This is a genomic window from Lentibacillus sp. Marseille-P4043, from assembly GCF_900258515.1.
Lineage (GTDB): Bacteria > Bacillota > Bacilli > Bacillales > Amphibacillaceae > Lentibacillus_C.
Map to the genome: position 1 here is coordinate 638,435 of NZ_LT984884.1, position 13,784 is coordinate 652,218.

11 protein-coding genes are annotated in these 13,784 nt (G+C 39.0%); 1 reads left to right on the forward strand and 10 read right to left on the reverse strand.

Annotation, left to right across the window (positions count from 1 at the left end; genetic code table 11):
* Window positions 1-55: 55 nt before the first annotated feature.
* The 9 genes from glmS to sigW all read right to left on the reverse strand — a co-directional run bounded on the left by glmS (window position 56) and on the right by sigW (window position 12,236).
* Window positions 56-1,858, reverse strand: a complete 1,803-nt coding sequence (gene glmS, locus C8270_RS03335) for a glutamine--fructose-6-phosphate transaminase (isomerizing) (protein ID WP_106495400.1) — start codon at window positions 1,856-1,858, stop codon at window positions 56-58.
* A 652-nt stretch (window positions 1,859-2,510) separates the two neighbouring features.
* A complete protein-coding gene (locus C8270_RS03340) occupies window positions 2,511-4,316 on the reverse strand; it encodes a S9 family peptidase (RefSeq protein WP_106495403.1) in 1,806 nt (601 codons plus the stop codon).
* A 299-nt stretch (window positions 4,317-4,615) separates the two neighbouring features.
* Window positions 4,616-5,995, reverse strand: a complete 1,380-nt coding sequence (locus C8270_RS03345) for a HAMP domain-containing sensor histidine kinase (protein WP_106495406.1) — start codon at window positions 5,993-5,995, stop codon at window positions 4,616-4,618.
* 606 nt (window positions 5,996-6,601) lie between these two features.
* On the reverse strand, window positions 6,602-7,276 hold the full coding sequence (locus C8270_RS03350; protein WP_106495408.1) for a response regulator transcription factor: 675 nt from the start codon (window positions 7,274-7,276) through the stop codon (window positions 6,602-6,604).
* Between the two features lie 103 nt (window positions 7,277-7,379).
* The gene (glmM, locus tag C8270_RS03355) at window positions 7,380-8,723 is read right to left on the reverse strand and encodes a phosphoglucosamine mutase (RefSeq protein WP_106495410.1); all 1,344 of its coding nucleotides are present in this window, start codon (window positions 8,721-8,723) and stop codon (window positions 7,380-7,382) included.
* 122 nt (window positions 8,724-8,845) lie between these two features.
* Window positions 8,846-10,060 carry a CdaR family protein gene (locus C8270_RS03360; protein WP_106495411.1) on the reverse strand — a complete coding sequence of 405 codons (1,215 nt, stop codon included), beginning with the start codon at window positions 10,058-10,060 and terminating at the stop codon, window positions 8,846-8,848.
* The gene (cdaA, locus tag C8270_RS03365; RefSeq protein ID WP_106495414.1) at window positions 10,053-10,874 is read right to left on the reverse strand and encodes a diadenylate cyclase CdaA; all 822 of its coding nucleotides are present in this window, start codon (window positions 10,872-10,874) and stop codon (window positions 10,053-10,055) included. The genes C8270_RS03360 and cdaA overlap by 8 nt, the downstream gene beginning before the upstream one ends.
* Window positions 10,875-11,016: 142 nt before the next feature.
* A complete protein-coding gene (locus C8270_RS03370; RefSeq protein ID WP_106495415.1) occupies window positions 11,017-11,658 on the reverse strand; it encodes a zf-HC2 domain-containing protein in 642 nt (213 codons plus the stop codon).
* Window positions 11,659-11,672: 14 nt separating this feature from the next.
* Window positions 11,673-12,236: an RNA polymerase sigma factor SigW gene (gene sigW, locus C8270_RS03375; RefSeq protein ID WP_106495417.1), complete on the reverse strand. Its 564-nt coding sequence runs from the start codon at window positions 12,234-12,236 to the stop codon at window positions 11,673-11,675.
* 149 nt (window positions 12,237-12,385) lie between these two features.
* Here sigW and C8270_RS03380 point away from each other — a divergent pair, with 149 nt between their 5' ends.
* Entirely contained in the window at window positions 12,386-12,547 is a 162-nt protein-coding gene (locus tag C8270_RS03380) for an aspartyl-phosphate phosphatase Spo0E family protein (protein ID WP_106495420.1), read from the forward strand.
* 135 nt (window positions 12,548-12,682) lie between these two features.
* Here C8270_RS03380 and rocF read toward each other — a convergent pair whose 3' ends face one another.
* Complete coding sequence (gene rocF / locus C8270_RS03385) at window positions 12,683-13,585, reverse strand: arginase (RefSeq protein ID WP_106495422.1); 903 nt, start codon at window positions 13,583-13,585, stop codon at window positions 12,683-12,685.
* Window positions 13,586-13,784: the final 199 nt, after the last annotated feature.

The window sequence follows — 13,784 nt, forward strand, 5'->3', positions numbered from 1 at the left end:
AACTTTATTTTGTTTTAACACAAAGCCACAAAAATCTAACTAACTAAAATAATCCCTATTCCACCGTCACACTCTTCGCTAAATTCCGTGGCTTATCGACATCGCAGTCACGATGTAGCGCCGCATAATATGCCAATAACTGTAACGGAACAACCGTAATAAGTGGTGTTAATAGTTCATGCACATGCGGTAAAACAAATGCATCACTATCTTGTTCCAAACCTTTCATACTAACAACCATCGCATTTGCACCGCGAGCGACTACTTCTTGCACATTGCTGCGAACTGCATAGTTGACATCTTCCTGTGTTGCTAGTGCAATAACTGGAGTTCCTTCTTCAATTAACGCAATGGTTCCATGTTTCAATTCCCCACCAGCAAATCCTTCTGCCTGTATATAGGAGATTTCTTTAAGTTTTAGTGCACCCTCCAGACAAACAAAGTAATCACTGCTACGTCCGATAAAGAAGGCGTTACGTGTTGTTTCTAAATAATTTTTAACAAGATCTTCAATTGCTTCCTTCTGATCCGTTAAAACTTCCATTGCATTTGCCGCAATCGCTAACTCCTGCATTGGATCAAAATCTAACTCAAGACCTTTTGCCTGGGCTGTATCAACTGCTAAAATTGCTAATACGGCAATTTGTGCAGTATATGCCTTTGTTGATGCTACGGCAATTTCTGGCCCTGCATAAAGGTTTAACGTATAATCTGCTTCACGAGAAAGGGTGGATCCTGGCACATTTGTAATCGTTAGTGCTGGATGTCCCATTTCTTTAATTTTTACTAATACTGCACGGCTATCGGCTGTTTCCCCACTTTGTGAAATAAACACAAACAATGGTTTTTCCGATAGAAGTGGCATATTATATGAAAATTCACTTGCTACATGGACTTCAACTGGAATATTTGCTAATTTCTCAATGAACTGTTTTCCAACTAATCCCGCGTGGTAACTTGTGCCACAAGCAATAATATAAACACGATCACATGCCTTCATTGCCCCGCGTACATCAGCATCAAGCTTCAATTCATTGGTTTCATTTTGGTATTCATTGATAATTTTTCGCATTACAAATGGCTGTTCATCGATTTCCTTCAGCATAAAGTGCGGGTATGTTCCTTTTTCAATATCACTCGCATCAATTTGTGCTGTGTATGGCTTACGATCAACGACAGTGCCATTTAGTTTTTGAACCTCAACAAAGCTGCGATTCACCAATACAATTTCCTGGTCAAAAATCTCCAAGTATTGATCAGTTACGCTTAATGTTGCCATTGCATCACTTGCCACAACATTGAACCCTTCGCCTAAACCTACTAATAATGGGCTTTTGTTTTTTGCAACATATAGCGTATCCTGATCCTCTTTATCAATCATGCCAATTGCGTAAGAACCTTTTAACAGACCCATTGTTTGGCGAAATGCTTCAGCAGTATCTTGATATTTTTCAAAAAGTTTTTCAATTAGTTGAACAACTACTTCTGTATCTGTTTCACTAATGAAGCTGACATCGCTAAGATATTCCTTTTTTAAGTCTTGGTAGTTTTCAATAACCCCATTATGAACGAGTGTGAATCTGCCAGACTTGCTTTGATGCGGATGTGCATTCTCTTCACTCGGTACACCATGTGTCGCCCAGCGCGTATGGCCGATTCCCATTGTTGCATGAACGGAGCTATCTACGCGATCTCTTAGTGTTGCAATACGGCCTTTTACTTTAAAAAGATTCATCCCATTATCATTTAACATCGCAATTCCGGCTGAATCATAGCCGCGGTATTCTAATTTTTCCAGTCCATTTAATAAAATTTCCTTTGTATCATTTTGTCCGATATATCCTACAATTCCACACATATCGTTGTTTCCTCCTCGTATTAAAGGGGCAACAAACGACCTTTCTCTGAGAAAAATGCCAAAACATCTTTCTAGAAGTCAAAGGTCAGAAGGGGAAGAAATCGGTTGAGTTAGCCGATTTTATAGATTCTGACTTCCGACATCTTGCCTTTAACTTCTGCACGGGGCGTTTTGCTGCCCCTTTCTCGTGATTGTTTATCTAGTCATCCTGCCTTTTCTTTTGTACAACAAGTTACCTCATTGGTTTATAGAAAACGCATAACGATTGAGATGTGCAATCGGGAGGAATCCGCCGAATAAATTCGATTAACCTCCACCTCGTCAACTATTTTCTTTACCGGTCTGAAAATAGTTCTGGCGCTTTTTTTAATCCTAAATTTCTGCCCACCTTTCTATGTTTGAATAAAATCCACCCTTCGCATTCAAGAGCGTACAATCCATTTTAACCGACAATAGAGAAAATGGTCAATCCTTTATTTTGGGGGTGGTGTTATTTAGTGTATGAAGATATGCAGAACATGTTCTTTTTTTTCTTTTTGCTGGATGTCTTTTGGGATATTGATACTGTCCAAAAATCGACCTTATCTGCCATTTAAAAAAGCAGGTAGGACCGCACCTGAGCGGGTTCTACCTGCTTCCTCCATCTTACAATCTATACGTGTTGCTCTTTACCCTGATGCTTCGCCAAAAAATCTAGCATCAAATTATAAACTTTAATCTCATTTTCCTTTTTCGAAAAACCATGTCCCTCATCTTCCATGACAAAATAGTCAACATCCCGACCTTTATCTCTTAACTTCTCAACAATTTGATCCGATTCCTCTTTCACAACGCGCGGATCTTTAGCCCCCTGGATCACGAGCATCGGCTTTACCATACCGTCTAAATACGTAACAGGTGAATCTTTCACAAAGCGTTCTTTGTCACGTTCCGGGTCACCTATCCAGCGTTCCATAATTGGTTTCCAATGTGGTGGGACAGAATTAACGAATGTAAATAAATCACTTGGACCGAAAATATCAACGACAGCTTTGAAATATTCTGGATGTCGTCCATGCAATAGCAGGGCCATGTAACCACCAAAGCTGCCACCAACCAAAAATAATTTGTCACGATCAGAAATATTATTAGCAAACAGCCACTCTATACCAGCCACACAATCAAGTCTTGGTCCTTCTCCCCAGTCTTGTTCTACCAGTTTTACAAATGAAGACCCATAACCGGTGCTCCCACGGAAGTTTGGTGCAAAAATACTATAACCCCGATTGAGAAAACACTGAAACATCGAACGAAAGGTTTTGCGTTCTGCAGCCTGTGGACCCCCGTGTGGCCAAAAAATGGTATGACCGTTATCTAATTCCGGATCTGCTTTAAACAACAATGATTCAATCTCCATCCCATCATATGATTTGTACGAGATTACTTCCGGTTCAACCATATCGTCATTACCAACACCCAGCACAGAGTTGCTCGTTAGCTTTGTCCAGCTATCGCCATCAACTGAATGAAAGATATTCATCGGTTCCGTTGCATTAATACCCAATACATATAATGCCCCAGATTGTGCCACATGAATTTGACCAATCACATCAACAGGTAGTGATAACTTTTCCACCTTTTCATTTACAAGATCATAACGATACAAATGGTCAACTACACCATCCTCTGTCACAAGATAGAACATATTCTGCTTTTTATTGAATGTTAATGATGTCATACTTTCTTGATCAACACGAACTACAGAAGAAAACTCGTTTGTTTGCAAATCAAATTTTGCAAGATAACTATACTCACTTTCATAATCTGTTACAAAATATACAGTAGAATCATCAACAAAAACTGGATCAAATGTCACATGAACTTTTTCAGAATCAGGTGTAAGGCTAAACTCTTGACCGTTTGTTTTAACAATACCTGTTACGTATGTATTCGCAAATGCTCGCAAATAAACGAATGACTTCTCATCGTCTGATACAGCAGCTAATTCAGTCGGTGATCGTTCCCCTGTATTGATTAACGCATCAGCGTCATCCACTAGATTTCGAACACGTGCATTTAGAAATGATGGATTCCCCTCCGAAGTCATATAATAAATCCGCTCACCATCATCACTCAAATGTGAAAAGAAATACTTCTCCTCTGCGTCACCAGTAATAAGTGGCTGCGGTAGACCGCCATCATATGGAATGGCATATACTTGATGATTTTCATCGCCGTCTCTATCAAAGCCAGCTAACACATACCGTTGCTTTGGATCGAATTTAATAAAACTGCATGACTCGTCTTGATGAGCAAATAGGTATGGGTAGTTATCAGGTAAGTCTATTGCCCATAGGTTCATTTTGCCATTTAAATTTGTGCTGAAAACTAGCCGCTTCTCGTCTTTACTTACTGCAAAGTCCGTGATTGCATACGTTCTAAAAAATTGCTCGACAGTTGGTTTTGGAAACTGAATCATCATTATTACCTCCTAGAATTTTTAATATGTGAATTCTAAGATGTTTGAATAGTTACTATATATAAAAAATTTAATAGTGTTATTATATAATACTTTGTACTGCTTTAATAGGGGGGTATTTAACTAACCATAATATTTTTTAGATTCACTTATGCTCATCATGCGCGAAATGAATACTAGCTCTTTAGCTCTATTCTTGCTACTTCTTGTCGATAAAAAGTAATTTATTCGGGGTTTAAATCGCGTTCTATATTCGATAAAATTCATCGTTATTCTTCTTATTTCCCGGGAAATATCAACTACTGTTTTGACAAAAGCACAATAAAGGTAGTTCCTTCACCTAGCTCACTCTCAACCATAATTGTCCCTTCTTGCAATTCAATAATCTTTTTAACAATAGATAAGCCGAGCCCTGTGCTGGCAACCGTTCGATTTCGTGCTTTATCTACTTTATAAAAACGATCAAATAAATTTGGAATGTCTTCCTTAGCGATCCCAATACCCGTGTCTGAAAATAGTACTTGAACTCCTGCCTTTTCGACACTTGTCTTAATTGTTATCGTTCCCCCTGAATGGGTATAGCGTATTGCATTCGTAAGCAGGTTCATCCATACCTGATGCAACAGCTTTTGGTCACCAAAAATAGTAATGTCATCCATTTCCATGTCAATTGCCAATTCCTTTTCCTGCCACTGCCATCGTGTTGTCGAAACAACTTCTTTTATTTGTTCAGCTAAATTGTAGGTAATCTTTTCATCGAGTTTTGTCTCCTTATCTAACATGGACAGTGTTAATAACTGCTTGCTTAACATGGATAGACGCTTTGCTTCATTTTCGATTATTTCCAAGTAATGATTTCGTTCAACAGCTGTCAGATCCTCTAATCGAAGTGTTTTCGAGAAGCCTCGAATTGATGTTAATGGTGATTGAATTTCATGGGACACATTTGACACAAACTCCTGACGCTTCTCTTCTACGTTCTCTAGACTTGTACTCATCTGGGAAAAGTGTTTAGCAAGGTCACCTATCTCATCACGACGTTTAACAGGAAGTTTTAAATGATAATTCCCACCGGCAACTTTTTTGGTAGCCTCTGTTAACGCATGGACAGGCTTAACGATATAACGGGTACTTAGTAACACAAGTAAGAAGCTAATTAAAAGAACTAACACAAGTAACACTGCAAGAAATACACGCATTTCACCAAATTGTCGCTCTGTATTTGCACGAACAAATAACGCAACATTCTTCCCATCAACTTTAACAGGTACGCCAACTGTATTTCTTAATTCATTACTAAAAAAGCCAGTAATAAACAAATTCCATGGATAATTGGCAATCCCGTGATAGGTGGCACCTTCTAGTACGTTGTTTATTTTATCCGAGGACAATTCCGTGTCATCAAACGCAATGCCAATATGCGTTCTATTTCCATCCTCATCAACTACATAAAAGGTATAACCTAATTCCGCCATGTTTTCTAAATAATTGCGGATATCACCATCATGACTCTCCTTGTATACAGAAACAATGTCATTGGCAATTTGCGTCACCTTTTGATCGTTTTTTGGTTTCAAAAATTGGTGATAGTATACGTTTGTTGCAACAAAAGCAATAATCGAGCTGCTAATCATAATCAACATAGTCACAACAATAATCCGTACATACAACGTTCGCATAACTTACACCCTCACTTTTTCTTTATAGCTGTCTTCTAAAAGACTAGTACTGCGATTACTCGCCCCATCGAAAACCATTGTTCCCGCAGGACAAGGAATGCTTCGACAGCACTACATCGCACGCAGAAAATCGGTCTGTATTTTCAAGGAGTCACCACCCTCCACTCACCCGGACTAGTGAAGTTGTAGGATAATTATGGAATACTTACCGCTATTGTAGTAAATGCAGTACCAGCGGAGGAAATACACGTAGACTCCGGCGGGAAGAAAGGCCTAGGTGAGACCCCGCAGAGCGACGAGCAAAACTTCTACCGAGTAGGCTTCAAGTTGCGAGGAGCGCTACTTCACCGAATTACTTGCAACGCGACGAGCACCCAGCTCGAGGAGGCTCAGCAGCCGCCCGCGGAAAGCGTAGTGTATTTCCGGAGCGGGTAAACGCACCAACCATCATTTCAAGTTGTGTCGCATTTTATATCAACTACGAAATAAAAACAACAAACATTACATAAAAAGCCTTCTTTATCTTACAAGTCCATTCGCAATTCATCCCATTTCGATTCTGATCTGATGATACAACTTCAAGATGAACAGAAGATGAACACACGATTACATCTTAGTCTCCAACTTATACCCTAATCCACGTACTGTTTGAATGGAGAAATCATGCGACGTTTTAGCAAACCGCTCGCGTAATCGTTTTATATGAACATCAACAGTGCGATCATTTCCCTCATAGTCACTGCCCCACACCAACTCAATTAACTGTTCTCTTGAAAAAATGCGATTTGGATAACTTGCTAATTGTGCAAGCAATTCAAATTCCTTCAGTGGAAGAATCATTGTCTTCCCTTGGGATTGAACCTCGTAGCTTTTCCGGTTAATGACTGTACTACCCAATGTAATTACTTCTTCACTTGTCATTTGGAATCGTCTAAGCAGTGCTTTGATCCGAAACAAAATCTCTTTTGGTTCAAATGGTTTCACAACATAATCATCTGTTCCTGCCAGATAAGCCTTTTCCTTATCGGCGACTTCTCCCTTGGCAGTAAGCATGATAACGGGAATATCATACACGTTACGGACTTCTTCACACAGCTGATAACCATCAATATTTGGCATCATCACATCAACAATTGCTAGATGAATATTTTCTGTTTCCAGTTTGTCCAACGCCTCTTTCCCATCCACCGCTTCTATTGTTTGATAACCTTCCCGTTGTAAATAAAATCGTAGCAATTCCCGTATATGTGGGTCATCATCAACTACTAAAATGGTAATCAAGTTGACTCCTCCGATCAATGTTTAATTTTATTAATCGTACCATAAAATCTTCAGCATTATAAAAAACTGCCCTATAATAAGAGCAGTTTTTTGTCAGTAAATTCTATTCCATCCCCAACAAGTCATCAATCACTTTCACGACCTGATCTACATAACGTTCACAATCCTCTTTTGTTGAAGCTTCCACCATTACTCTAACAAGTGGCTCTGTCCCTGATGGGCGCACAAGAACACGTCCTTCACCAGCCATTTCCTGTTCAACGTTATTGATCGCTTCCTGTATCTTCGGATTGGTTAATGCATTTTTCTTATCGGTTACCTTAACATTTTTCAATACTTGCGGATATATTTCCATTTCGCCAGCAAGTTCTGATAGTTTTTTTCCTGTTTCTTTCATCACATTTACTAACTGAAGCGCGGATAGCATTCCATCACCAGTTGTATTGTAATCAAGGAAGATAACATGACCAGACTGCTCACCACCAAGATTGTATCCACCTTTACGCATCTCTTCCATCACGTAACGATCACCTACGGCTGTTTTATCACTGCGCATACCATGTTCTTCTAATGCCTTATAAAAGCCTAGGTTACTCATAACTGTAGAAACAACCGTGCTGTGGCGTAAAAAGCCTTTCTCGTTCATATACTTCCCACAAATATACATAATTTTATCACCATCAACGATATTTCCTTTTTCGTCAACAGCAATTAAGCGGTCGCCATCACCATCAAATGCTAGACCGACATCTGCACCTTTTTCCGTGACAAAAGCCTGCAATGTTTCTGGATGAGTAGAGCCGACCCCTTCATTAATATTTAGCCCATCAGGTGAGGATCCAATCGTAAAAATATCTGCCTCAAGGTCAGCAAATAAATGTGTCGCTAATCCGGATGTAGCACCATGCGCGCAGTCCAAAGCAATTTTAAGCCCTTCAAAATCGTTATCAATGGATTCCTTTAAGAAGGAGAGATATTTTTGCCCACCTTCAAAGTAATCATTAACAACTCCTAAATCTGCACCAATAGGTCGAGGAAGGTTATCTTCGCCATCCATTAGTGCCTCAATTTCGTTTTCTTGTTCGTCTGATAACTTAAAGCCATCTGGCCCAAAGAATTTAATCCCATTATCTTCAACAGGGTTGTGTGATGCTGAAATCATGACACCCGCTTGTGCACTGGTAGCCTTCGTTAAATAAGCAACACCTGGTGTAGAAATAACGCCTAATCGCATTACTTCAGCACCAATTGATAACATTCCTGCCACAAGCGCACCTTCGAGCATATGACCAGAAATACGCGTATCCCGTCCGATTAACACTCTTGGCTTCTCTGTTTCCTTTGTTAAAATATAGCCACCGAAACGACCTATTTTAAATGCTAATTCAGGTGTTAGACCTTGATTTGCTACTCCTCTAACACCATCTGTTCCAAAATAATTTCCCATGCTGTACCTCTCCTTTTCTCCATTTCAACCAACTCTTGAAGTGAGAGCAATATGTTAGTCTTTTGGAAAGCAAATCGTAAATTCACTTTCTCTTCAGCTTGATTCCCTACCCTTTTCTTATGTTATGTGATTTCAATCGTTATCTGTTCAAATTCACTTGTTAACTTGGCTCCATCCGGTCCATCTATTGTGACAGAAGCTTCATGCTCCCCCTCGTTTAAACCATCCGCGTTGACCGTTAACGTAATATCTTCTGCAGTGAGTTTATCCACATCTTCGGCTTTGCCACTAGCCGTTACATCCATCATTGAGTTATCTGGCTTAAGAAATGTAACCTTTTGTCCATCTTCTAGATTTTCAACATCAATCGGCACATCTTTAATTGTCTTTGTTTGCTCAAGTTCAAGATTCACCTTGATAGACTTCTTATCAGGGACTTGTACACCATCTGGCAATGCAAAATCAACGTCAATTGTACCTGGCTCCGTTATTTCTGATAAATCTATCTCCTCCGTTGTAGCCTTTTCTATACCTTCCAGTACACTACTTGTCCCATAAACCTTTACCTCTTTTGTCTCAGGGGAGATAGATGTAAGTGAATAGCCATCTGGTAACTTTCCAGTAGTTGCAACACTCACAGGCACCGTTTTACTTGGGTTATTTACTTCTGCCGACACTTCCACATTTTCTGGATTAAGTGTCACGTTTAACTCATTGCCTTGACTATCGTATACATTAATTGGAACTTCCCGATTATCAATGGATTCCTTCTGTCCCCCAATATCAACAAACACCTTGACAATCGCAATCTGATCAATGACACTCTTTGAACTTGTTATTTTTACTGTTTTCGGATTTACTTCCGTTTTTCCAAGTTCATAGCCTTCAGGAAGGTTGTTTATAAAATCAACATTCACATTAAATTCCTTGGATGATCGTTCTTCAATCACGACATCAACTGTTTTTGGCTCGATATACACCTTTAAATCATCTGAAATATTGGCATACTTAATTTCAACTTTATGCTCTCCCTCATCCAACCCACGCAAATCAACAAATATATCAAAGTTTCGTTGTTTGATTGCTGGTGTTAAAATACTCTTTGCACCTTCAAGGGAAACTCTTACATGTTCAGGAACACCACTCACAACAAAATTTTCATCAATACGAATATCTACTGGTACATTCTCAATTGTCTGCATTTCTTTAGAAGTACCGAAAAAGCGATTTTCATTTTCGGAATCGTTTATTTCGACATTCACAAAGACAAATAGTAATACTGCAAATGCTAAAGAGACGGCTCTAACAAACCATTTGCTTTTAAACCAGTTATCCATTTCGCTTCCCCCTTCTGATCCACGACTTCGTTTCAGGGGATTTCAATGTTAGCGATAAATTTTCCCGTAAAAATTCCCGCAATCCATCTTGATCTAAATTCCTATGTAGCTCGCCATTTCTCGTACAGGAAATATAGCCAGTTTCCTCAGAGACAACTATTGTGAGAGCGTCTGTTACCTCACTAATTCCCATTGCAGCTCTGTGCCTCGTTCCTAATTCCTTCGATATAAAAGGACTTTCGGAGAGGGGTAAATAACAGGCAGCCGCTACAATCTCATCATCCTTTATAATAACAGCACCATCATGTAATGGTGTATTTGGGGTAAATATATTTGTTAACAACTGATGTGTCAGCTTTCCATTAATCTGAATCCCTGTTTCCGCATAGTCACCCATTCCTGTTTCACGAGCAAGGGAAACAAGTGCACCAATCCGACGCTTTGCCATATAATTTGCCGATTGAACAATGGCTTCTATTGTTTGTTCAATCATATCCTCCTCTGACTTTGCGCCTCTAGAAAATATATTACCTCGTCCCAGCTGTTCGAGTGCTCTTCTAAGTTCCGGTTGAAATAAAATCACAGAAACTAAGAAACCCCATGTTATGGCATAGTTCGTGATCCATTGAACGGTTTGCAAATTAAACACAATACTTAACAGCCAAACAACTAGGACCACAGCAATTCCTTTTAAGAGCTGGATTGCTTTCGTTCCTCTTATTAACATGATTAATTTATATAAAACATACCAGACAAGAGCAATGTCTACGCCAATTCGAAGCAGGTCTAAAACGTCAAATCCCCCATCAAGCATGCTCACACTTCCTTTTGTTCATAAAATTCCATCCATTCTACACATAATAACAGTATATATTATATCATATTTTCTTATGTAAGATGGAATGATAACAATAAAAAAACCTGGGATACCCCAGGCCGAAGTAATAAATCACCAGTTATGATTGTCCTAATGAAAAAATACTTTCGATTATATTTTTTAAATGGTACCAAATCCATTCAAATACTTGATCAACTTGTTGGAACTCACCATTAACTTCTCCCACGGAGGCCATGAGTCTCTCCCCATCAATTGTACTATCTAGAAGTTTTCCATTGATCAACGTAACATTCCCATCAACAGTCCCATCAATTTTCAGATCACCATTTTTGACAACCAGATCCCCAGTGACTGTTACACCTTCTGGAACGATAACTGTATCCCCTTCTATTACCAAATTTTCTTGTTTAGAGACAATTAATTGACTATCCTGATTCCACGCTGAGAATACACCAGTAAACATAAAAATAAAAAATATTGCTGCAGCAGTTATAACTGGATGTGCCTTAAACCAGCGTGAGTAACTGATCCGCCTTTTTTCCTTTGGCAACTTTTCCATTACACTTTTTGTAAAGTTGGGTGGTGCCTCTATCCGTTCAGCACTTTGAACCCATGTAATTGTTCGTTTTAACTCATGAAAATGCTGTTGGCAGCTCTCGCAACTTTCTAGATGCCCGCGTAAGCTTTCTTCTTCTAACTTTGTTAAATCACCATCTAAATATTTATGCATAAGCTCGATCGCCTTATGATTACATTCCAAACTGTCCAACTCCTTTACACGTGACGAAGCTTCTTACGTAATGCTTCCCGTCCTCGGTGAATCCGAGTTTTTACTGTCCCCAGTGGAATATCTAGGATTTCACTAATTTCCTTTAATGAAAATTCCTCTAAATACCTTAAAATAATTATGGTACGATATTTAGGTGGCAACTCGGAAATTTCCTGATGAATATAGCTCTTTAATTCTAAACTTTCCACCTCTTCTTCTGGCAAACGATTATCTGCTTCAAGCTGTGAGTACATATTCAACCCTTCCGTACCTTTTATCTCAGCATCAAGATAATAATCTGGTTTTCGCTTTCGTATCCGATCGATCGTTAAATTTGTGGCTATTCGGTAAAGCCACGTAGAAAATTTCCGTCGATCATCGTACGAATGGATATTAATATATGCCCGAATAAAAGCCTCTTGTGCTATATCCTCCGCCTCGTGCGCATTACCAAGCATTCGGTAACAGTGCTGGTAAATTTTATTTTGAAAAAAGGCCACGATATCTTCAAATGCTGATTGATCGCCTTTTTTAACTTGTTTTATTTTGTCTTTGATCATAAATTCCATTATCAAGTACCTCCGCCAACTGTGCGGTATTTATGTTACGAATTGCAGTTTAAAAAGGTTTCACTTTTATTTTTAAATTTTTTTCCGTTTATTATTGCAAAGATATGGGTAATTTCATAATATAGTATACTAGATAGGAGGCAAGTTTTGTGGATAATTCTATATTATTAAAAAAAATTGAGCAATGTCGTGATGAAATGATTACGTTAAGTTGTTCTCATGGATTAACTTCTGAAATTGTCGTGCAGTCTAGTAAACAATTGGACAAGCTATTAAACGAATACCAAAATAATGCAGTAGCGAGCGCTTAACCTATATTTTCACATTTCTACTGACCTCCGAGATAACGCATATCATAACGAAAATGAAAATAGAGAAAAATCAGGGTAAAAAAAGACATCAAATTTCTTTTTGAAATTCAATGTCTTTTTTGTTTTTTGACTTTTTTATTTTAGCTTTTCCCCAAATAAGGAACCCATTAATCCAACAGCTACCGTAGCTGTTTTATTTTGGTCATCTAAGATTGGATTGACTTCGACAAATTCTGCAGATGTTAGAATTTCTGATTCCGCAAGCATTTCCATCGCTAAATGACTTTCACGATAGCTTAATCCACCAAGTACCGGTGTCCCTACTCCAGGAGCTTCAGATGGATCCAACCCGTCAAGGTCAAGACTAAGGTGAACACCATCAGTCCGCTCTTTTAAATAATCTATCGCTTCGGCCATTACTTTAGGCATGCCCATTCGATCCACTTCATGCATTGTATAGACCTTTATTCCCTTATCTTGAATTAGCTTTCTTTCCCCAGGGTCAAGCGAGCGTGCCCCAACAATAACAATATTTTCAGGCTTGATTTTAGGTTGATAATCTAGCATATTCGTTAACTTTTCGTGACCAATACCTAAGCTGACTGCTAATGGCATCCCGTGAATATTCCCAGATGGTGAGGTTTCCCCGGAATTCAAGTCCCCATGCGCATCATACCAAATAACGCCAAGATTATCATAGTGTTTGGCAATTCCCGCTAAACTACCGATTGCAATACTATGGTCACCCCCTAGTACTAGAGGGAAGCGATTGTTATTAATTTCTTGATCAACCATTTCCGCTAATGTTTGATTGGCTCCTGCAACCTGTTCCAAATTACGTAGGTTTCCTTCCCGTTTATCATGTTTACTATCAGGACGGTTGATCGGGATATCACCTAGATCACGCACGTCATATTGCAAGCGCTCTAACGTTTCGACAACACCCGCATAACGGATTGCACTAGGACCCATGTCAACTCCACGTCGATTTTGTCCTAAATCCATTGGTACTCCAATAATAGACATCTCTTTTTTCATCGTCTTTGCCCCCTTTAGTCTTATTTTAGCCAAAATTAAGGCAATGACTCAACTCAACATTTTAGTGTATATATATACAGAAGCAAATGTGCCAATCTTGACGGAAAATATCTAATTCTATTCCTCAAGAGCTTGCTGGCGCTCGCGGTTTTTTGACCTTTTATGAGCAATTTCGCATGGAACATGGATTGGTAAACCG

Coding starts and splice junctions, on each gene's coding strand:
- glmS (WP_106495400.1), bottom strand. CDS start 1,858: ATGTGTGGAATTGTAGGATATATCGGACAAAATGATACAAAGGAAATT.
- C8270_RS03340 (WP_106495403.1), bottom strand. CDS start 4,316: ATGATTCAGTTTCCAAAACCAACTGTCGAGCAATTTTTTAGAACGTAT.
- C8270_RS03345 (WP_106495406.1), bottom strand. CDS start 5,995: ATGCGAACGTTGTATGTACGGATTATTGTTGTGACTATGTTGATTATG.
- glmM (WP_106495410.1), bottom strand. CDS start 8,723: ATGGGAAATTATTTTGGAACAGATGGTGTTAGAGGAGTAGCAAATCAA.
- C8270_RS03360 (WP_106495411.1), bottom strand. CDS start 10,060: ATGGATAACTGGTTTAAAAGCAAATGGTTTGTTAGAGCCGTCTCTTTA.
- cdaA (WP_106495414.1), bottom strand. CDS start 10,874: ATGCTTGATGGGGGATTTGACGTTTTAGACCTGCTTCGAATTGGCGTA.
- sigW (WP_106495417.1), bottom strand. CDS start 12,236: ATGGAATTTATGATCAAAGACAAAATAAAACAAGTTAAAAAAGGCGAT.
- rocF (WP_106495422.1), bottom strand. CDS start 13,585: ATGAAAAAAGAGATGTCTATTATTGGAGTACCAATGGATTTAGGACAA.